The 20,946-nt window shown below is 35.7% G+C and carries 18 protein-coding genes; 6 read left to right on the top strand and 12 right to left on the bottom strand.

The annotated features are described in order from the left end of the window. Positions 1–48 precede the first annotated feature (48 nt). Both DI076_RS00170 and DI076_RS00165 read left to right on the top strand, forming a co-directional pair. Positions 49–837, top strand: coding sequence for a DUF4349 domain-containing protein (locus DI076_RS00170; RefSeq protein WP_108958055.1), 789 nt, complete (start codon positions 49–51; stop codon positions 835–837). 11 nt (positions 838–848) lie between these two features. After that, complete coding sequence (locus DI076_RS00165; RefSeq protein WP_108958054.1) at positions 849–2,621, top strand: TPM domain-containing protein; 1,773 nt, start codon at positions 849–851, stop codon at positions 2,619–2,621. Positions 2,622–2,628: 7 nt separating this feature from the next. Here the strand turns inward: DI076_RS00165 and DI076_RS00160 are convergent, their stop codons facing one another. The 7 genes from DI076_RS00160 to DI076_RS00130 all read right to left on the bottom strand — a co-directional run bounded on the left by DI076_RS00160 (position 2,629) and on the right by DI076_RS00130 (position 7,579). Then, complete coding sequence (locus DI076_RS00160; RefSeq protein WP_108958053.1) at positions 2,629–3,195, bottom strand: TetR/AcrR family transcriptional regulator; 567 nt, start codon at positions 3,193–3,195, stop codon at positions 2,629–2,631. Between the two features lie 17 nt (positions 3,196–3,212). Then, on the bottom strand, positions 3,213–4,271 hold the full coding sequence (locus tag DI076_RS00155; protein WP_108958052.1) for an alkaline phosphatase D family protein: 1,059 nt from the start codon (positions 4,269–4,271) through the stop codon (positions 3,213–3,215). An 81-nt stretch (positions 4,272–4,352) separates the two neighbouring features. After that, complete coding sequence (locus tag DI076_RS00150; protein WP_245918181.1) at positions 4,353–4,835, bottom strand: hypothetical protein; 483 nt, start codon at positions 4,833–4,835, stop codon at positions 4,353–4,355. 17 nt (positions 4,836–4,852) lie between these two features. Beyond that, positions 4,853–5,344, bottom strand: coding sequence for a hypothetical protein (locus tag DI076_RS00145; protein WP_245918180.1), 492 nt, complete (start codon positions 5,342–5,344; stop codon positions 4,853–4,855). Between the two features lie 76 nt (positions 5,345–5,420). Next, complete coding sequence (locus tag DI076_RS00140; protein WP_108958051.1) at positions 5,421–5,954, bottom strand: hypothetical protein; 534 nt, start codon at positions 5,952–5,954, stop codon at positions 5,421–5,423. A gap of 52 nt (positions 5,955–6,006) precedes the next feature. Beyond that, positions 6,007–6,633 carry a hypothetical protein gene (locus tag DI076_RS00135; protein ID WP_108958136.1) on the bottom strand — a complete coding sequence of 209 codons (627 nt, stop codon included), beginning with the start codon at positions 6,631–6,633 and terminating at the stop codon, positions 6,007–6,009. A gap of 67 nt (positions 6,634–6,700) precedes the next feature. Further along, positions 6,701–7,579: an Ig domain-containing protein gene (locus tag DI076_RS00130; protein ID WP_245918179.1), complete on the bottom strand. Its 879-nt coding sequence runs from the start codon at positions 7,577–7,579 to the stop codon at positions 6,701–6,703. 81 nt (positions 7,580–7,660) lie between these two features. Between DI076_RS00130 and DI076_RS00125 the strand changes: the two genes are divergently transcribed. After that, positions 7,661–8,104: an SRPBCC family protein gene (locus DI076_RS00125; protein ID WP_245918178.1), complete on the top strand. Its 444-nt coding sequence runs from the start codon at positions 7,661–7,663 to the stop codon at positions 8,102–8,104. A 93-nt stretch (positions 8,105–8,197) separates the two neighbouring features. Here the strand turns inward: DI076_RS00125 and DI076_RS00120 are convergent, their stop codons facing one another. The 4 genes from DI076_RS00120 to DI076_RS00100 form a co-directional block, all read right to left on the bottom strand. Next, positions 8,198–9,379, bottom strand: a complete 1,182-nt coding sequence (locus tag DI076_RS00120; RefSeq protein WP_439957248.1) for an MBL fold metallo-hydrolase — start codon at positions 9,377–9,379, stop codon at positions 8,198–8,200. Positions 9,380–9,833: 454 nt separating this feature from the next. Continuing rightward, the gene (locus tag DI076_RS00110) at positions 9,834–11,423 is read right to left on the bottom strand and encodes a hypothetical protein (RefSeq protein WP_108958048.1); all 1,590 of its coding nucleotides are present in this window, start codon (positions 11,421–11,423) and stop codon (positions 9,834–9,836) included. Positions 11,424–11,489: 66 nt separating this feature from the next. Then, on the bottom strand, positions 11,490–12,440 hold the full coding sequence (locus DI076_RS00105) for an MBL fold metallo-hydrolase (protein WP_108958047.1): 951 nt from the start codon (positions 12,438–12,440) through the stop codon (positions 11,490–11,492). Positions 12,441–12,536: 96 nt separating this feature from the next. Continuing rightward, entirely contained in the window at positions 12,537–13,448 is a 912-nt protein-coding gene (locus DI076_RS00100) for an LEPBI_I2678 family protein (protein ID WP_108958046.1), read from the bottom strand. 171 nt (positions 13,449–13,619) lie between these two features. Here DI076_RS00100 and DI076_RS00095 point away from each other — a divergent pair, with 171 nt between their 5' ends. After that, positions 13,620–15,962, top strand: a complete 2,343-nt coding sequence (locus DI076_RS00095; protein WP_108958045.1) for a Kelch repeat-containing protein — start codon at positions 13,620–13,622, stop codon at positions 15,960–15,962. Here the strand turns inward: DI076_RS00095 and DI076_RS00090 are convergent. Beyond that, entirely contained in the window at positions 15,959–17,647 is a 1,689-nt protein-coding gene (locus DI076_RS00090) for a methyl-accepting chemotaxis protein (protein WP_108958044.1), read from the bottom strand. The two genes, DI076_RS00095 and DI076_RS00090, sit on opposite strands and share 4 nt — an antisense overlap. 270 nt (positions 17,648–17,917) lie before the next feature. On the opposite strand from DI076_RS00090, the gene DI076_RS00080 reads away from it, so the two are divergent. Continuing rightward, positions 17,918–20,404 carry a SpoIIE family protein phosphatase gene (locus DI076_RS00080; protein WP_108958042.1) on the top strand — a complete coding sequence of 829 codons (2,487 nt, stop codon included), beginning with the start codon at positions 17,918–17,920 and terminating at the stop codon, positions 20,402–20,404. A 63-nt stretch (positions 20,405–20,467) separates the two neighbouring features. Beyond that, positions 20,468–20,893, top strand: a complete 426-nt coding sequence (locus DI076_RS00075) for a DoxX family protein (RefSeq protein WP_108958041.1) — start codon at positions 20,468–20,470, stop codon at positions 20,891–20,893. The last annotated feature ends 53 nt before the right edge of the window (positions 20,894–20,946 follow it).

The following is a 20,946-nucleotide window of genomic DNA, read 5'->3' as shown; positions in this document are numbered from 1 at the left end:
GTTTGAAGTTGGATACTGGTTCGATTAGATTCAGTATCCAACCAAACCATGAAACCAAACTCGATTTCACCTTTCACTTTTTCCTTCCTCCTCACCTTACTACTTTTACACATCCAATGTTCTAGTTCCAGTCGCAGCGAACGAGATTATGCCGCGCGGAGCACGGGAGATGAATACGAAGAATCCAAAGCTTCTCCTGGTGTTTCCTCATCTCCAAAATCTGATCTTAAACCACAAGAAAACAAATCCCAAAAAAGGATGATGATTTATACTGTTGTTGTGAATTTACAATCGAAAGAAATTGAACCAAAAGTATTAGAAATCATCAAATTGGCAGAATCGTTTGGAGGTTATGCACTCCAATACAGTTCCCAAGGAACCATACAATTAAAAATCCCACAGGAAAATCTAAAAAACTTTCTCAGCAGTTTAAAAAAGGAATCACATAATTATTCAGAAGATGTTTCTGCCAAAGATGTTACAGAAGATTATTTGGATACAGAGATACGATTAGAAAATGCTCAGAAAATGCGGACTAGGTTATTAGAAATTTTAAAGACTGCAAAAACTTTGGAAGAAACACTAAAAGTAGAAGCAGAACTGAATAAAGTCTCTGAATCCATAGAACGTTGGGAAGGAAAACTTAAATATCTATCCCAAGCAGTCCAACTCTCGACTGTGACAGTACATGTTCGACAAAAATGGGAACCAGTTGTTCAAAAAGAATACCAACCCGGACCAATTGGATATCCTTTCTATTGGTTATACCTGGGACTTGGCAAAGTAAAAGATGGATTCATCTGGTTATTCATCCAAGAAATTCCAAAAGATAAATAAGTTTTGATTGTATGAAAAAATTTATTTTCACTTTAACGTTAGTTAGTATTATTTCATGTAAAATGCCTTTTGGTTCTTATCCGGAACTCACGGGACCCGTGGTTGATCCAAGTGGATATTTGCCAATTGATACCAAATCAAAACTAGAAACCATTTTACTGGAAGAGGAAAAAATCACTTCCAATCAAGTTGTGATTTATATTACAGAAAGTTTAAAAGAAAGTACAATTGAAAAAGAAGCAGTTGCTGTTTTTGAACAATGGAAACTCGGGCAAAAAGACAAAGACAATGGAGTATTGTTGTTACTTGCTCCAAATGATAAGAAGGTAAGGATTGAAGTTGGTTATGGACTGGAATCAATCCTTACTGATTTAATTGCAAAACGTATCATCGATGAAATCATCGTTCCCAATATGAAAGCTGGAAATCCTTCTATGGCGATGATCTCAGGTGTCACTGCCATTTTAGAACAACTCCGGACTCAATCACCAAAATTAACAAATGAATCTTGCCCAAAACCATTTAGTGATACCAATTCAGAATTACACTCTGATACAATTCCATACCTCATAAAGGAAACAAAACAATTTCGATCAATTGATTTTAAATTTTGTGTACTTCCATTAGAATCCCAAGTTGCTTTAGAGGGAGCAGCCAATCACCTACTCTTACAAGGACAAAAATCTTCTCCCAATGTAAGTTCCGTGATTTTTGTCACTTCACCTAAAATTGAGTACAAAGGTACAATCGTGACAAGCCCAGATTTTTACTGGTCTCTTAGCCAAAACAAAATCAGGAGTATCTTCCATAATCGATACCATGAAAGTAGGACTGGGGATTTTACAAATTATACATACCGCGCATTTTTAGAACTGTTAGATCATATCCGTCATGATAAGAAAATCGAAATCGAAAAAGGCACTGGAATTTATGATCCCTACGATTCTTTAGAACGATTCTCTTTTGATCGAGCGGGCGAAACCATTCGAAAGTTAGAAACAGAATACAAGATTGGAATTCAAATTCTCTTTTTAGATACAAAAAGTGATTTAACGGAAGAAGGAAAAAAATACCACCAATTGGCATTTGGAAAGTCACCTGGGATCACCTTACTTTTTTCCTTAAATCATCAAAAATTCTTAGTTCATACAGATCAAAACTCGATGATAGAGTCAACAAATGGATCAAATCGTTTCCTCATTGATAATCCAAAATTAGAACAAACGATCACAAATGCGATCACATCAGACCTAAAAATTGCAGACATAGATTGGATCTGCATTCGAAGCGCAGAAGGAATTGACACTTACCTTAATTCACTTCGTTACCAAAAAGATTTTGATTATGAAAATTCAACTAACACAACAACATCAAATTCTAAAAACATCATGAAGGAACCACATTTTGTGTTTCAATTGTTCTTCATGTTGATGTTTTTTTTCCTATGGATTGGGTTGGTTTCGGGTGAGGGAATAATATTCTTTTATGGACTCTTTTATGTGATCGGAGTCATCATTCGAACGAAAATGTTTGTTTTACCTGATTCGCCTAACATTTATGCCATGGTTTCAATGTTGGTTTCAGCCATTTTTACATCTATCTTCATTTTTTTCTTTCGGAAACTCGGTTGGTCAAGCTCTGTCAGCTCCCATACACGGGACTTTTTTACCAGTTCCGGTTCTAGCTCAAGTTCGGGGTCAGGATCCAGTTACCGTTCCTCTAGTACCTCCTACTCTGGTGGAGGAGGAAGGTCAGGTGGTGGTGGTGCAAGTGGAAGTTGGTAATCAAACTTTAAACTTTGATCAACCTTTGTGCCGAATGGATCATTTGGGATTTCATCCTTTCAATGACCTTGCGATCTTTTGTGAGTGCATACAAACGTAATCCACCTAAATAACTCATATAAAGTTCATAACTCAGGGATTTTACAAGATCGGGGCGTAAAGTCGGTTCGAACTTTAGGATACAAATTTCAACAGTTTCTAACACATGTTGTATGGCACGATTTCGATACGAGTCAAATTGGTTAAGGTGGGAAATTTCACCTGAAAACAATGCAATAGGACAATCTTTTCTAGAGGTATTCCTCTGATTACGAACAATAAAATTTACCCATTTATCAATGAAGTCAGGAAGGTCATTTGCTTTCCCTAACACTTTTAACATTACAATCCTTTGTTGTTCGGACAAATAGTTTAGGTATTCAAAACCAATGTCATCCTTTGATCGAAAATGATCATATAGAGTTTTTTTATATGCGCCGGCCTTTTCTAAAATTTCTGCGATGCCTGTGGCCTGGAATCCTTTCTCTCGGAACAAAGCAAATGAACTTTCTAAAATTTTATCTTTGGGTTTCAAAATGATGACTCCATTCTCTATTTTTTTTCTAACTGGTTCGCTGGCAAATTAGAATGAACCTCTAAAACAGAATTTCCATTTAAGTCCTTGATGGATGTCGACCAATGTAACATTCCGTCTTTCAAAGAGATTTGAATGGTTCCATAGTTTTCATTTTTGTATGCACTCCCAATTTTCAATTCGGAATCATATTCCAAAGGTAAAAATGGAAGTGGCAAATTGAGTGAACTCGATGTGATTTCAATCAAAGACGATTTGTTTGGGATTTTAAATTCATGGATTTCAGCAATATGCCTATCTCCTGATACAAGTAACAATCCTTTGGTATTCGCATTTTGTAAGGCTAATAATAACCTGTTTCTTTCATGTGGGAAATTATTCCATTTTTCAAAAGGTTGTTCTGTTGGTAAAACTTGGATACTGGATACAAAAATGAGTAAGTCGGAAGGTTTTGATAGTTCTTTTGTAAGCCATTCCCACTGCTCTTTTCCCAAAATAGTTCGAGTTGTATCGGAAGAAGGACTGTATTGGCTTTTACCAGTCAAATAGGAATAAAAACTCTTTTCCAAAGGAGAACGAAAGTAACGTGTATCAGGAATGACGATATGGATTTTTTTTCCCTGAAATGGTATCCAATACGAATAAAAAATGCCTTCGTTATTGTCTGTGCCAAGAGAGATTTGTTTTGGCATCATTGGCAAAACGTATTTTAAAAATACATTTCTGGAATTGATTTTGTCACCATATTCTGCACCACTATCATTGATCCCATAATCATGGTCATCCCAAGTAAACAGTAGTTTGGTGTTTTTTTGAATAACCTTCCATTCTGGTCGATTGAATTGTTTTTCATACGCAGGAATTTTATCATTTGCAAACAATTGGTCTGCATAAATGTTATCACCTAACATTATAAAGTAGTTCAATTTTTCTGATAGGATGGTTTTTAAAATCGTGCTTTCTTTTTCTTGGTGCAAACAAGAACCAAATCCAATTGATAATGTTTTTGACTCTTTGGCAAGCAGAGGAAAGTTAAGTGCACTAACACAAAAAAGAATGAAGAAAAAATGTTTCATTAGAGAAATGATAGAACTGAGAGAGCCCTATCTCCTCATAGAAGTTTAGATGGATCATTGGATAACGTCAATCGTAAATCCTTATCTACCATACCGGTAATACCCATGCCTTGGGTATTGATAGGAAGGCCTTGTCAAATAAGGAACGATGGTCGGATATGGAGATCCTCTATAATTTTGAAAGTCTGATTTTCTAAAAAAGGAACCTCTGTATAAAATCGCATTTTGGTAGTAGGTTTCGTTCACAAAAGGTGAATACACCATCCCTGTCATTTGCCATTCAAATTGTGCAGTTTCACCCGAGACAGTCACTTCCGTTTCTTTATACATCATGGATGCAGACCGAATATCACCAACAACACATGGTTCCAATCGGCTTGGCACAGGCCCTTCCATCAATACCAAACATTCCGAATTGTATCCATACTTATTTGCAAAACTTACCGTATTTGCTTTGATGGGGATCGCGGGTTCCTCTAAGGTTGTATACTCATGGTTCGTTTGCCGACCCGAACAATCGATACAAAAGGCAAAAGTGAAAAATAGAATCCAATATTGAATCATTTGTACGAACTCCTCTTTCATTTCGAATATTGTAAGGTAGGAATCTTTCGATTTTGATTTTGGCTTTGAGACATGGATTGTCGGAGGATATTTTCCTTTAACGATCGGTTATGGAATGGACCTCGTCCAAGTGTGACGTCTTGGTAAAACTCTAAATTGGAATGTCCTTCTAATACATAACTTGGAACATACCACACATGGATACGACCTTCTACTTTGATCATTCGATCATAATCGACACTTCTGAAATCACCAATCGGACAAGGTTCCATTCGAGAAAAAGGAATCGATTCACTCGGTAGTACCAAACATTCCGAACTGTATCCTAATGCAACTTGCCGGCGAATGTATTCGTTTTTCTTTTCTCTTATCGAATCCTCAACGATGCCTAAAAATACCATACGGTCAAAACTGGTACAAGAATACAAACTTAGTAGAAGGAAGAAGAGTGACCTCATAAGAAAAGTATAACCTTCTAACGGAAAGAAAGCGATGGTAGTTATCCGCATTTGCGGATACTACCTAAATCAGTCCTTCGATTCTTTTTTTTAGCTATGGATTTGGAAGTGGGGAAACCTTATAAAATTAAAGTTTTTGGAATTGGATTCGGTAAGCGGTAACCGTTGAGGAAACGGGTCGCCCTTGGCACTGGTACAAATCAGGATCAACAAGTCCAGAAGCGAAAATTTGGTATTGTTTTCCCACTTCGAAACTGATTTCACTCGGAGTGGGATTTTGAGATGAAAAAAGTTCAGTGCTTCCCTCTTTCAATTTTACATGAAAATCAAACGAAAGGGAATTACACCTGGAAGAAGATAAAGTTTGTTTACCCGCAAATGATTGGACCTGGTATTTTCCCGATTTTTCTACCTGAAGCGAACCATTTACAAGTTGTGCACTACAAATAGATGTTTGCCCTTCTCGTAAAACGAATGTTACACCTGCATTTTCACTTGTTAAAAATTGGCATGGTGGATTGGATAATGCAAGAAATACCAAAACATCACCGAGTGGATCACCAGTGATTCTAGTACCAGGAATGAGTCCTTTGTCTTCTTGTGAAGAACATTGGAAAACAAACAACACCATACAGAAATGGAAAAAACAAAACTTACGCATACTTTACCTACTTGTCGTAACCAATAGGTAAAAAAAATACGAAGTTGGTTCTTTATTGTTTGAGAATGGTAAATTGTTTTCGAATTTGTTCCATCATTTCGATTTTTTCCTGACTCGATTTGTCCGTAGTTTCTGGTGAATCTTGCAATGTTAAGATCCTTGTTCCTTCCTTTGTAGGGATAAGATAGATTTCATAAACAAGGTCTACACCAGAAATCTTCACAAATAATTTTTTACCAGAGTATGTAATATTTCCAAAACGATCTTCTACATCAAAGATTTGTGTATTTTCTTTTCCCATACGATCTGCAAAAGCATTTGTATAATCTTCTATTGTGATCGACTCGGATAAAACAAAATACATGATTTTGAAATCATTACCAGACAAAACCCAACTTTTATCACTATCGGATTGGATATCTGCTTCCCAAGTAAAGGAAGCCAAGTAGGAAAACTGAATTCCACCATAGGAGAACTCTTTCCATTTACCTGCTTTCAGTAATAGATTCAAATTTTGGAAATTTCCATTCACTTTTTTAGGAACGTCGGCTATCAGATCATAGTCTTTTCCATTGATTTGGAGTGTATATTGTACATTTGGCTCTTTACTTTCATCAATGGCAAGGAGAGGGAAAACAAGAGTTAAAAAACTAACAAAAAATAGATGTGAATATTTCAATGGTGACCACCTGACTTTCACATCATTTAGGATTGGTTTTGATTTGTAAATAGAGGTTTTCCTTTTTTTAAAGCCCACACTCTCTGTCTGAAATACAAGCAAGTTTACTCATAAAACATTTGCCACTATTGGAACAAACATGAGGTGAAGGTCCATTACAAGTTGACGTAGCAGAGATCTCACGACAGGTTCGGTTGTTTTTTTCTTCACTTGTTAGAACAATGAGTTGGAACTCGGAATGGATTTTGAGTTCTGGATTCTTTATTAAAGAAGCTGTCACTTGAAACGACTGAAACATTTGATTGGTAGAACTTGTTGGGATTCCCGTAACAATTCCTGTCTTGGAATTGAAAGAAATGCCACTCGGAAGTTGGGGTTCAATTCCAAACACAATTTCTCCTAGATTTACTAACGTTTGTAAGGAAGGATTCAATGCCCTAGGTTCAAAATTTGAGATCTCTTGGTTGGTTTCCAAAAAGTAAGAACGGAACGAATAGTAAAACTGACCGAGACATGGTAAAAGTCGTTTTTCTTTACCTTTCGACGGAATGACAAAAAGAACTTCTATCATGGGATTAGAACACAGTTTCACTTGGGCCATAATTTCATCATCAGACCTGTTTGTAAAGGAAACATACTTATCACCACCTTCTCCCCACAATTCTTTTGGAGATAACAAGAGGAGATTTTTTCCTTTGATCACAAAGTTAGTATTTTCCAAAAGTACATCTGGAGTGATGGAGTGGATCTCATATTCATTCCCTAAAGTTGGCTTATCTGGTTCAGTCGATGTTTCAACTTGTGGTACTTTGACAACAAGTAGGATTCCCTCCATCCAACTAGAAAAATTTGAATTCGAATTGCCGGAACAATCAAGCAAAACGAAAACGAATGAAATCATCATCATAATTTTTGCATAACGATTGTTATAGATTTTTTTCCCCATTTGTTGTACCACCTTGTGACACAATGGGGTAAATTTTTCTATCGGCTGGTTTCAAAAAAGATGAGAAAATAGCATTGACTCATGTGTTACAAACTGAATCCATTTTCTCTTATGCCTACAGAAATTACAATTAACGCGATCATTACTTCCGATCGAAAAAAAGTTTGGGAATATTATACCAACTCATCTCACATTACGTCTTGGAATTTTGCAGATCCGTCTTGGCATTGTCCTGCTGCAAAAGTGGATTTAGTTGCGGGTGGAAAGTATTTTGCCAGAATGGAAGCAAAAGATGGAAGTTTTGGATTCGATTTTGAAGCCATTTTCGATGAAGTGAAAGATTTTCAATCATTGTCATACACAATGCCTGACGGACGAAAGGTTAAGGTTCAATTTTTGGACAAATCTCCAAATACGGAAGTGATTGTTGTTTTTGATGCCGAAAGTGAAAATCCAGTGGAAATGCAAAGAGATGGATGGCAATCGATCTTAAATAATTTCAAACACTATGTCGAATCAAATTAAGATTTGATTCCTGTTTCACTTCCAACTAACAAATATTAATTCAATGGAAACTCCAACAATCCAATTCTCATTTGGATTGTTGGACAATGAAACTCAATCGGTTTCTATGTATTTTTTCCACCAACGTTCCAAAAGATTTGGTTCCTTTAATTTTACCAACTGCCCAAATTTCGGAGTCATCAAATCAATGTTATGCTTTTTCGATTCTCTTTCAATGTTTTCACCTGGTTCATACCAACTGTGAAGGGATAAATTAAACATCCCCCAATGTACGGGCACTAATCGTTTTCCTTTTAAATCCAAATGAGCCTTCGCAGTTTGTTCCGGTAAAACATGAACTGCTTCCCACATAGGATTGTATTGTCCATTTTCAATGAAGGTTAAATCAAAGGGACCATACGTATCACCAATTTGTTTGAAGTGGATGTCATATCCAGAATCCCCACTAAAGTAAAATCGTTCCTTTTCACCGATCACTGTCCAAGAAGACCAAAGGGTTTGGTTCCCATTCATCCCTCTCCTTCCTGAAAAATGTTGGGCAGGTGTACAAACAATTTGAATTTTTCCTATGGTAAACTTTCCCCACCAATCGAGTTCGGTGAATCGATCTTCTGGTATGCCCCATTCTTTTAAGTGAGAAGTAACACCAAGTGGGGTGAGAAAACGAGTTTCTTTGGCTTTAAAGAATTCGATCGTTTCCATATCCAAATGATCATAGTGGTCGTGTGAGATAATGATATAATCAATTTTTGGCAATTCTTCTAACTTCACAACAGCATCTTGGAATCGTTTGACCATAAAGGCAAAAGGAGCCGCTGACCCAGAAAAAACTGGATCAAAAAGCAAAATGGTTCCTTCTATGTTCACAAGGAAAGTGGAATGCCCAAACCATATAAATTTAATACTTTCGTCGGGTTTTAAAAATTCCTGAAAGTTTGGTTTTTCTTCAGGTAATTTTACAGAAGGTTTCTGGTATTTGTCACCACCAAACATAAACTTAATGAAAAGCGAAAAGAAGTTTTGACCTTCTCTCATTTTCTCCAGTACATCTGGTCGTCGATTAACGAACTGTTCGCGTGAATGATCATAATGGGTTGATTTTTGAATCAATTCTTTATGGGGACCTTCTGGGTCTTTTCCAAACGCCTTACATTGGACAAAGGAAATAGAAAATAAAACTACGATTGATAAGGAAATGAGGATGGTAGGCAAAGAAGTTTCTCCAAACACAGTTGCTTCCATTAGACATTCTGTATTCGGAAAAAATGATTTCAAATTTATCTTGTGAGAATTTTTAAATTTTCTTTTGCCTTTTCATACCAAAACCCAGATTTTTGCATTTCCAAAATGGTTATCAAAAATTGAATTTCTGTTGATTTTTGTCAAATTGAGGATCAAAAATCATTTTTTCCGGAACAGGATCAATCTGTCTATGGTAGAACTCTTGAGTCGTCTGAGATTCGGTTGAATCCAACGGTAAAATTCGAAGTGCCAGAAATTAGATTTGTTTTGGTCGTAAAAATTCCAAAAAAAAACGATCTCTCCTGGTTTCCCTTTGAGTTTCAATGGATTCACACTTTTGAAGGGGTTTAACCTTGAATTCATATTGATTCTAGATTTATCTCCGCAACCCCGAGTCAATTCAGTTCACGAATCAAATATTCTTTGCCACCATTTAACTTAGGATAAAGATTGATTTTAATTACAGTAATCTGCGTATTCGTTTGTATTATTTTTTTTCTTCTTTAACTTTGATTCCGTAAAACCCTTCTTTTCTTCCCAACCAATATAATCGATCCATTTGGTCTTCCACCATCATACGTTTATTAAATGTTTCTGAATAAAAGTCCCACTCCGTATTTCCTTGGTAATCTCGAGGCCACTCTTTTCTCCTTTGGTAAGGATGGTCTTTTTTAGGGAAATTGGATTTGTGGTATGCCCATTCCAATACATGGAATAATTCATGGTAAATGAAAATAGGATGGTTGGCATGATTCCCACTAGCGATCCTTTTATTGGAATCCGAAAGGATGGTCAGTCTCACTTCTGGATCTATATCGGTACCATAGTTCCATTCTGTGCCTCCACCATTGGTAATGAGAACTCGACCGGGTTGTTTGACACCAGGCCAAACGACAATCACACCGTCACTTGATTTGATCTGATCAAGGATTTCCTTTGAAAGGGCTGGTTGGATGGATTCGATGGAAGGTTGCATCACAAAGCGAAAGGATTCATCCCTAAAATTTGTGGAAGTGATTTCTGAATTGGTCCGAATCACTTCATAATCCCAATGGATTCCCTTCGATACTTCTTCGAAGGAGTCTCGAAAGTATATAAAACTTAATAATAAATCGGAAAAATCCTTTTCCGATAAATCTGAATCCATATTTCCATAAGAACTTAATTGATTTGGCAATGGTTCTTTAAAACGTGTGCGCGGGACTACCAAAAATATCATTTTTAATTTCCGGCGAGGTTCTTCTTTCAACTTTTTTGTTCTAAATTGTAAGGCCTTGTATTTGATGAAGAGCTGGTCTCGTAAAAAATTCCAATAAGTGGTTACATGTGCATCCATATCTGGGTATAACATTGATATGGTATCAAATGCGTAATTATATTTCCCTTTTTTTACATATTCATCAGTGAGTAAGGAAGTATTCCAAGCGATTGCTGGAATGAGTGGGTTTGACAATTTTTCTTTGAACAGATTATTCTGAAATAGTTCATGCCATTTTTCCCTTTCGTCCATTGTGATTTCAGAATCGATAAACAGATCACCGACATTATAACCAGTGTTCATGGCTGCATCTTTTCCTGATAATGAAGAAAGGCCCTCATATAAAAATTCCCTTGCCTTTTCTCTCTCATTTAACTTCATAAAGGCGACAGTTAATACATTGATCAGCGATCCGTAATTGCCATCTCCAATTTTTTCTCTTGCTTTCGGAATGACTTTAGGGATGAGGGAAACCATTTCAGAATACCGAGCATCGTGATTGAGACACCAAACTGCCGTTGTCAAACTAGATGCTTCTTCTTCGGGAAGAAGTAAAGCATGTTGGTTTGCACTCTTAATACATTCGTCTGGCCATTTACCTTTTTTACTCGCCAATTGAGAAGAAGATGCCAATCGAAGCCACCAACCAAAACTATCTTTTGGATCCGTTTGGATTATCTTATCCGATAGTTTGAAAGCAGAGAGATAGTCTTGTTTTTTCAAGTATTGGTCTGCTTGGTTCCAAGTCACTTGGTCAACTGCAAACAATTGGGAAAAAGAAAAACTAAATAACAAAAATAAGTACTTCTTTCGGTTCATCGAATCACCTCGGACAATAAAAACGTAGAGTCTTTATTATTTTTAAAAAGAATCAATCGTTTATTTTTATTCTTTGGAAATGATTCTTTCTTGGTGGCCTGGGTAAATGTATTTTGTTTTTTGATAGGTTGCAATGCCTCGTAAGGTATCCAAACTCTTACGATTTAATTTTGGGTCTGTTGTAAATGTTCCTGGGATTATATTTTCTAACCAACCAAAACGAGTATGGCAAGTGTCACCTAAAACCAAGTGACCACCATCCTTAGAAGGGATAAAGAATGCTAAACTTCCCTGTGTATGTCCCGGAACAGAGAGGATAAAAAAACTTTGGTCTCCAAAAAAATCAAAAACAAAAGATCCAGAATTTACATCACCAAAATCAAGCTGTAATAAATTCGGATTTTCTCCTAACAAACGATTGGTAGACCCTTGTACAAAAACATTGATGAATTGTGAATGGTCCATCTCACTTGGACCAACATAAAAGGGAATGTTTCGGTCTAACTCACTGGCACCCATAACATGATCCAGGTGTAAGTGTGTAAAAAAGATTCCTTTTAATTGGATTTTATTTTTTTCTAAAAAACTTTTTGTTGTTTCATAGATCTTTAATTTATCAAAATTCATTTGAGAGGCAACAAGGGAACTGACTGGAACTTGGTCTTTCCCTTTTGTAAAACTTTCTCCTACTCCAGAATCGATCATATAGGTTCCATGTTTTGGGTGTTTGATCAAATAAAAATAAATTGAAATTGGTTCTAGTCTATCTTTTAGATTGGCAAGTTTGGATTTTGGATCCTCTAAATCCAATAAACCAGCAAGTGGCACTTCCCAATCAGCTGCCTTAATGGTTTGGAAATCTACATACATCTTTGGTTTGATGGGAAGTGTAAATGGTTGGTTAGAGGAAATGATGGGATAGTTTTTGTAATTATGTGAACTCACATGGCAATTTAAAAAAAATAAGATGAAAAAAAGGAAAGGAATGAATTGTTGGACCGTTTTGATTTGTTTCATGAGAAGAGAACCTCTTTTGACTCAATTTCAACACGATCCTAAAAACTGTAAAATACAACTTGAGTAAAAGGTGAGATTCCTTTTACTCACAAAGGTTTAAATTTGGCTTAGAAATTCTTTTAAGTTAAATATCTGGTCACAGTGGCTCGCAAGATAAAATTTTTGTACATCTTTGGATTCAGCAAGTTTACTCGAAATAAATTCAGGGATATGGATCCATTGGAAAGAAGACTTATATGTGACTAAGTCCATAGTCCCACAAACGACCCCCACTCCACCACCAGGAATCTGGATCAACTTCTCTCCTGATTTGCGAGCCTTTGTTGTCGTACTCGATCGATATGACATATCAAATTCTTTTTTCGCAAAGTCACCTTTTATCAGATACGATCCTTTCGATAATTTTTCTTGGAAAGGATACATAAAGAGGTTTTTGTCATTTCCATCTTTTGATTTTGGCAACGGTTTCCCAGATTCATCTAATTTTTCAAGCGTGTGGCTCGTCATATTAGCAAACCTAACATCGACTAGTAATTCCTTATCAGCATCTCTCTTTTGGATATAATTACGGTTTGTTTCTGATGTAAGATCAACTTTGAAATTTGACTTTTGGTCTAGGTCAACGACTGTCCAACGACTGTAATTTTGGTATTCTCCCGTAAAATAATCGACAACAAATCCTATGGGAGCACCTACCAAAAAAATCAAATTCCATCCAAAGAGGGAATGAATTTCTTTTTTAACCTCAATTTCCTTTGGTTCGTATCCATCTTTTTCAATTCTTAGTTTATAATTTTTATTTGGATCTTTTGCTGGCGAATCAATGAGACTAGCTGCAAAGGTTTCCCCAATTTTTTCACCATTCAAATAAATATGACTGTCTGCAGGAGCTTTGATAAAAATACTTTGTAAGCCATCTTTTCTCGCACTCATTGTACCACATGTAATGTTAAATACTAAAAAGGTTAAAAACAAAACATATGTTAGGAAATTGAATTTGATTTTCATTTCGATAATCTAATGTAATACGAATTGATTGACAAGTAAAATTCATTACAATTTAAATTGAAGTTTAAATATTCGGATAAGTTTTAATCTGTTGTAGTATTTAAAATTGCAAGAGCTACCTTATTATTTATTTTACTCGCGAAAAATGAATAGTGTCTAACCTGTGGTTAAATGCATTTTTACTCTCGTTTTACTTTTTTCTTTGTTATCTTTAGTTTAGCCATTGGATGTAAAGTTTCTGAATTAAATAATGCATGTGATCCTAGTTCCAAATCTTATTTAAAATTCTTACTCATCAAAAATGTAGCGAATGATCGTTCTCCAAGTTGTGTTCCTTATATCGACAGGAATGAACCAAATTTTGTAAGTTATGGTGTGTTTACTACAGGTAGCCCAGCAGAAGTTGTAACAGCCACTATCTCAAAAGGGAAAATTTACATTGGTGGTCTCTTTGACCAAATCGCTGCAACTACTGGTGGTGGTGCCTTTATATGGAGTGATTCCAGTATCCCTATTGCTTCCACGTATTGCTCTCAACTTGATGTTTTTGATGAGGTAGGTTCCACTTTTGGAACGATCAACCATGCCATTTTAGACCAAGAAGGTAACCTCTATATACTTGGAAAATTCACACACATACAAGGTATTCCAAGAAATAATATAGCAAAAATCAATCAAAAATGCCAACTAGATTTACGTTTTGATGCCAGACTAAATACTTCGAGTTCTATATTTTATGATTTAATTTATTTAGATGGAAGGATCTTCTTCTCGGGTGATTTCCAAACTTCAAATGGACCGATTACAAACTTTCCATCTCCAACAAACAGAGAACATATTGCTTCCATCAATTCAACTACCGGGGTAATCGATTCCTGGGCACCAAATGTTTCAGGAACTGATGTAAAATCACTGGTTACTGACGGAACTTATATTTATATAGGAGGAAGTTTTACAGCTGTTAATGGAAATGGAGCAGGAAATTTAGGTAAACTTCATAAAGATAACGGAAACACATTTTATCCAATCGTAGATACAAACGGTTCGGTGAATACTTTGTTATTAAAAGATAGAACTTTATATGTGGGTGGAGTATTTTCTTCTCTTAATGCAGGTACTGTAACACGATCAAAACTCGCAGCAATTGACTTAACTAACAACACAGTAACATCCTCTTTTAGTAGTTTATTAATTTCAGGAAATGCAGTATTTGACCTCGCAATTTACAAAGACCAATTATTCGTAGCTGGTGAAATATCAACACCAAGAATTGGAATTTTCAAAGTAGACTTATCAGGAAATCTGCAACCTTCCAATTATAATTTGGATGGTGTGTATGCAAATGTTTATAAATTATCTATCGTTGATGACAAACTCTATGCATTTGGATTTTTCGAATCTGTTAGAAACATAGTAAGAAAATATTTTTTCCAATTGAATATAGAAACTGATGAAGTCACTTCTTTTGATCCCAGATTATTTAATTTAAATTTTGAATTCCAAGGTGTCGCTTTAAAACTAAAAGAGAATGTTCTCTTTTTGGGAGGTGGGTTCGGAGCCATTGATACAAGGACTAGAAATTATTTCGCAGAATTGGATTTAGCGACAGGTACTCCAACCGATTGGGATCCAAGTCCAAATGATATAGTGACTCAAATGCTCGCCGTAGACAATAAGCTCTATCTTCATGGACAATTTACGTCAATTGTCAACACAACACGCCAATCAACTGCTGCTTTTCAATTAGATACAAAAACTTTATTAACTTGGAATCCAATCTTTCCTGCATCTTCTATAGAAACAATGATCTTCTATAAAGATTCAATTTATGCTTCGGGGAATTTTACAACTCTCAATTCGATTCCTGTGAATCGAATTGTTAAACTTGATTTAATTGAAAGTGGTTTTGATGCCAATTTTCTTCCCAATCCAAATAATACCGTAAGATCTTTACAATTATGGGAAGAAGAACTTTTGGCTTCAGGTCAATTCACAACATTTTCAAATCCAGCTGTACACCTGGCAAAAGTAAATCGTTTCAATGGAACATTTATAAAAACGCATACCGACAGTTTCACTTCCAATTTTTCGGCTTATTCCATATTTGTTTCCGATAATCGTTTGATTATGAGCGGACAATACCAAACCACTTCTCCTTATCCAGGGAATGGTTTATCCTACTACCAACTTCCTGATTTAACTTCTATCCAAACAAATGGAACATTGGCTACTGCTTCCGAATTTGTTCGTTCGATGGACCAAAACGAAAACAAAATCTACTTAGGTGGTTTAATCACTACAGTGTCCAGTGCACAAAGAGTCGGAATCTTCTCACTAAATCGAAGTGACTTAACATTGAATAGTTGGGATCCAAAATTCCAAGCAGGATCAACTGTAAGAAAAGTGATTTCGAATGGGAACTCAATTTATGTTTTTGGGAACATTACGAATCCAAACAAACGTTATAGGGCAGGTCTTGTCAAATTAGACAAAGACTCTGCTTTTTTATACTAAGCCAACCATTTCCAAGCCGCTTCCATATTGGGAACCGATTTCATTTCCACGAGTCCAGTTTTTAATGTGGTGTCTTCAATGGAAATGGCAGACAGGGCTGATTCAGGCAAAACAACAGCCATTTTACGAAGTGTAGAATTACTTGCTTTCGGAAACCATTCCAGGTTGACCCAATCTTGTCCTGATTTTGAAACCAAACCGATTTGTCTTGTGTCTGCCAACCACTTTGAAATCTTCCATTTTTCAATGATATCCAAAGCTTTTAAGAGAATGGATTTGTATCCTTCATCAGAGTAATTTGGTTTCCAAACAACTTCAATTAAATGATGATTAGGAACATAGTAAATGTCTCCAATTTCAGATGAATATTCAATCCTATGAGTTTTTGGATCCCTAACAAAATCCTTCTGATGAGAAACAGTCACGTTGGTTTTAAAAAGATTCACCATAGAAATCAATTTCTCTGTGGCACTGCTAAATTGATTTAGGTTATCAGCTAAAAATTCACTTTGTTCGGAATTTTTAAATGAGATTTCGCTAATGGAAGATACAGATACCATTACTTCGTTCGTTGCTGTTTTATGTTCATTGACAGCATTTTTAATTTCATCAGATCTTTCTTTAACAAATTGAGCTAAAGTAAACAGCTTACCTTCTACATTCTTTTGAGATATGATTGCATTCTTTACTTCTTCAATATGACTAGAAATAACATCAATGGTACCAATGATGGATTGGATTTCTGAAGTAGTGGAATCAATTCTTTCTCTGCCTAACTCAACATCCCGTTGGTTTTTTTTAATTAAATGATCTATACTCTTCACTGCATTTGCAGTTCTTTCTGCTAATTTAGAAACTTCATCAGCAACAACAGCAAATCCTCTTCCTGCATCCCCAGCTCTTGCTGCCTCAATGGAGGCATTTAGTGCCAACATATTCACTTGTTCACTAATTTTATTGATGATCTCAACGGTACGAGAAATTTCAGTAGAACTCGATGTAAGATTTTCCATTGCATCGTTCATCAGCTTCAATGAAGTTTTTCCTGATTCTGCTTTTTCAATGATCACTTGGATGGAATTCAAAGTTTCATTTACTGTGTCAGCAGTTTCATCAATGGCCGTAGAAAGTGATTCAACTTTCTCTTTCAGATCAGACATACTTTCTTTATTTTCATTTGCAATATTAGAAATGGATGTTGCAACACCAGAAATTTCCTCAATAGATGCGGACACCTCTTCTGTTGCTGCCGATTGGGATTGCAAATTCAATGCAAACTCACTCGTAATTTTTTTCATCTCAAGTGATTCATTCGACAGAGTTGATGCAGAAGATTTGATGTGTTGGATTAGTTCACTTTGTGCTAAAATCATCCGATGAAAACTATGATAAAAATCTTTAAAAATATCATTTTTTTTATACTGAATTTGGATTCCTAAATTTCCCAAACCAACTTCTTTAAAAGCAGATTCCAGTTTCATAAAAATGGATGTGATCCAATTTCCAAAAACAATCCCAATTCCAAAACTAATAGGCGTTATAATTAAAAGCGTAAATCCAATTTGGATTAGAAATTGATCCTCAAAATTCTGCATCAAATGCAATGATAAAAAAGTACCAAGGGAACATAATATTCCGAACGCTAAAAAACTAAGAAGGAAGTATATTTTGAGTCTCGTTTGCATATCCTATACTACGACTAAAATTTCAAGAGTTTCCTAACGAGTACAATTTTTAATTAAAGTTAAAAATAATCGGATCAAAATCGGAATTTTTAGGACATATGCGAAAATAGTTTCTCCCGGTTCGTGTAACCACAAAGATGGGATCGGTTTGAATTTGGTGGACGCACCCAATCTAAATTATTTATCGAATTCCTAGCTTCACTCCTTTCTCTTAAAACATCAGAGGGAATTCTTGACTTTCCGAACTCAATCTGATTCATTTTTCCCAACATGATCCAGATTTTAACCTTTGTTCGCTCACTATTCCAAGCACCAGATGGAGTCGAATTGCGATACCAAAGATACTACGTAGCAACAAACTCAATTTATGTTTTAGCAGGTCTTATCCATTTTACTTTTGTATTTTTTTTCCTTCTCGTTGGTGCTTTGGAGATGGCAATCTTTAACATTGGAAGTGTATTCTGGTTTGCATTTACAATTTGGATCAATCGAAAAAAATACCTATTCACTTCCTTGTATTTATGTTTTTCAGAAGTGTTTTTGCATGCACTAACAGCTACTTATTTTTTTGGATGGGGAGCTGGATACCAATACTACATGATGTTATTTGCAACAGGAATTTTCCTTTTGCCTCCAGGAAAAAACATTCTTAAATTTGGAAGTATTGTGATCGGGTGTCTCTTATTTGCATCCACCTATTATTATTCGTTGAATTATCCTCCCATTTATGTATGGAGTACAAATTTTCTCACACTTATCAATGTATCCAATATAGTCTTTTCCACATTATTCCATGCAGGTTTTGCTTATTATTTTACCTTAGCTGCAAATATCGCCGAAGATTCGTTAGAGAGAGAAAATAAAGCACAAACTGCTTTTTTCCAAAACATCTCACACGAGTTAAGAACACCTCTCACTTTAATTTCTGGACCCTCTGAATCCGCATTAACACGTGAGGAAGGATTAAATCCGCAGGAAGTCAAAATCATAGCCAACCAAGGAAGAAGATTAACTCGATTGGTGAACCAACTACTCGACCTCCAAAAAATCACTTCAGGGAAGATGGAAATCAAAACATCACCCATACTACTTGGTGAATTTTTATCATTGGTATCAGAAAATTTTAATGCTTATGTCAAAAGAAAGAACATAAACTTTGAACTGGTTTTAGAAGAGAATGATCCAATCGTTGCCGCTGATCCTGAACAACTAGATAAGTGTATTTTTAATTATCTATCAAATGCGATCAAATTTACCGAATCAGGTGGAACAATCAAATTACAAACAAAAGAGAATGATGGAGAGGTGATTGTCTCTGTATACGACACTGGAATTGGCATGAATGAAGATCAAATGAAACGCCTATTTTCCCGATTTGGAATCAGTGAAGCATCACTTACCAGAGAACAAGAAGGCACAGGACTTGGTTTAGCACTTGTAAAAGAATTAGTGGAACTACATGGAGGCAAAGTAGGAGTTGAAAGTGAAATCGGAAAGGGATCTCATTTTTATTTTTCATTGCCCATTATAAAGAATGTAAAAACAGCAGGCATCTCAAGTTGGAAAGAAAAACAATTTCATCTTTTCCAACATGAATACATTCCTGAAGAATCTAAATCACTTATTTTCGAAGCAGAAAAACAACCTCACAAACGTTTTGTTAAACTTCTCGTTGTTGAAGACAATCCAGACCTACGATCGTATTTAGGTTCAATCCTCACGAGAGCTGGTTACCATGTCCTTGTTGCAAAAGATGGGGAAGAAGGTTTAACAACGATTCTATCCGAGAATCCAGACCTAGTGATCACAGACCTTATGATGCCAAAACTCAGCGGCCTTGATCTAATAAAAGAAATTCGAAAAAAAGAACAATTCCATTCATTACCCGTCATCTTATTAACAGCCAAAGCAGATGTAACAACGAGAAAGGAATTACACAGTGAAGGTGCTGACTTATACCTTTCAAAACCTTTTTTAGAATCAGAATTATTAAGTGTGATTCGAAATGCCTTACGATTAAAACAAAAAGAATTTTACTTACAAGAAGAATTAACGCGTGGAGTCAGAATTCAAAAAAGATTATTACTAGAACCAAATTTTGACCAAAACAAAATCGATGTTAAATTAGAATTTTTGCCAAGTGATGGGATTGCAGGTGATTACTATTGTATCCAAACATTAGAAGATGGTAAAACTTTTGTTCTATTAGCAGATGTTTCAGGGCATGGTTTCTCTGCAGGAATGATTTCTACCCTATTGCATTTTAGTTTACAACTTCCCATTACCAACAAAGAAAACCCTGCCGAATGTTTGTCCCAATTGAATTCAATATTATTTGGAAATACGGCAGGATTATTCATCACTGCAGTTGCCGTGGTAATTGATTCCGATGAAAAAAAATTCATTTGGTCAAAAGCAGGTCACGAAGACATTTATTTTGGCCATCAAAACCAAATCACTGCCCTCTTAGGAAAAGGGAAACCTCTTTCCATTCTACCTGAATGGGAGGGGACTAATTTTGAAGTACCGTATGAAGTGGGAGACAAACTCTTTTTGTTTTCAGATGGAATTTTTGATGTTCGTTCAAAAGATAATTCGATGTTCCGTGAAAAAGGATTTGTTGAATGGTTAAAGGACCAGTCAGTATGGAAAAGGGACAATACACTTAGTTCTCTATTAGAATCAGCAATTTCCCATCAAAACTCGAAACTCTTTGAAGACGATGTAACTTTACTATCCATCCAATTCTTAAAGTAAGTATTTTTAATAAAATCAGATTCATTTAACATCGAATTTAGGTCTAAAATACCGAGGAAAATGATGCAAACAAATCTATTACAAAATATCTTACGGACTGTACTCGGACTTTTTATGACAGTAGCAGGTGTAGGTCACCTTACTTTCCAACGGCAAGAATTTTTAGCCCAAGTTCCACGTTGGTTACCCCAAGATCCGATGTTTATGGATTTTGTTGTATTGTCTTCAGGAGTGGTCGAAATCACATTTGGACTGTCCTTACTTTTTTGGGCGAAGGAAAGAATTAAAGTGGGGATCCTACTTGCAATCTTTTTCGTTTTAATTTTCCCAGGAAATATTTCTCAATATACAAACGGAATCAGTGCCTTCGGCCTCGATACCGATGAGAAAAGACTCATCCGTCTATTTTTCCAACCTGTCCTCATTCTTTGGGCATTATGGTCAACTGGTGCTTTACGATATCTGATCGACAAACAAAAAAACAAGTAACTATATTTCATTTGAGAAAACCAAATTTATAAATTTTCCTTTTCGAAACATTT

Source organism: Leptospira ellinghausenii (assembly GCF_003114815.1).
Lineage (GTDB): Bacteria > Spirochaetota > Leptospiria > Leptospirales > Leptospiraceae > Leptospira_A > Leptospira_A ellinghausenii.
Note: the sequence above shows the minus strand (reverse complement) of the source record. Positions and strands in the feature narration are given on the sequence as shown.

Bases quoted from the DNA above. Each gene is read 5' to 3' on its own strand.
- DI076_RS00170 (WP_108958055.1), top strand. From the start codon at position 49: ATGAAACCAAACTCGATTTCACCTTTCACTTTTTCCTTCCTCCTCACC.
- DI076_RS00165 (WP_108958054.1), top strand. From the start codon at position 849: ATGAAAAAATTTATTTTCACTTTAACGTTAGTTAGTATTATTTCATGT.
- DI076_RS00155 (WP_108958052.1), bottom strand. From the start codon at position 4,271: ATGAAACATTTTTTCTTCATTCTTTTTTGTGTTAGTGCACTTAACTTT.
- DI076_RS00150 (WP_245918181.1), bottom strand. From the start codon at position 4,835: ATGATTCAATATTGGATTCTATTTTTCACTTTTGCCTTTTGTATCGAT.
- DI076_RS00145 (WP_245918180.1), bottom strand. From the start codon at position 5,344: ATGCGGATAACTACCATCGCTTTCTTTCCGTTAGAAGGTTATACTTTT.
- DI076_RS00140 (WP_108958051.1), bottom strand. From the start codon at position 5,954: ATGCGTAAGTTTTGTTTTTTCCATTTCTGTATGGTGTTGTTTGTTTTC.
- DI076_RS00130 (WP_245918179.1), bottom strand. From the start codon at position 7,579: ATGGGGAAAAAAATCTATAACAATCGTTATGCAAAAATTATGATGATG.
- DI076_RS00125 (WP_245918178.1), top strand. From the start codon at position 7,661: ATGTGTTACAAACTGAATCCATTTTCTCTTATGCCTACAGAAATTACA.
- DI076_RS00110 (WP_108958048.1), bottom strand. From the start codon at position 11,423: ATGAACCGAAAGAAGTACTTATTTTTGTTATTTAGTTTTTCTTTTTCC.
- DI076_RS00105 (WP_108958047.1), bottom strand. From the start codon at position 12,440: ATGAAACAAATCAAAACGGTCCAACAATTCATTCCTTTCCTTTTTTTC.
- DI076_RS00100 (WP_108958046.1), bottom strand. From the start codon at position 13,448: ATGAAAATCAAATTCAATTTCCTAACATATGTTTTGTTTTTAACCTTT.
- DI076_RS00095 (WP_108958045.1), top strand. From the start codon at position 13,620: ATGCATTTTTACTCTCGTTTTACTTTTTTCTTTGTTATCTTTAGTTTA.
- DI076_RS00090 (WP_108958044.1), bottom strand. From the start codon at position 17,647: ATGCAAACGAGACTCAAAATATACTTCCTTCTTAGTTTTTTAGCGTTC.
- DI076_RS00080 (WP_108958042.1), top strand. From the start codon at position 17,918: ATGATCCAGATTTTAACCTTTGTTCGCTCACTATTCCAAGCACCAGAT.
- DI076_RS00075 (WP_108958041.1), top strand. From the start codon at position 20,468: ATGCAAACAAATCTATTACAAAATATCTTACGGACTGTACTCGGACTT.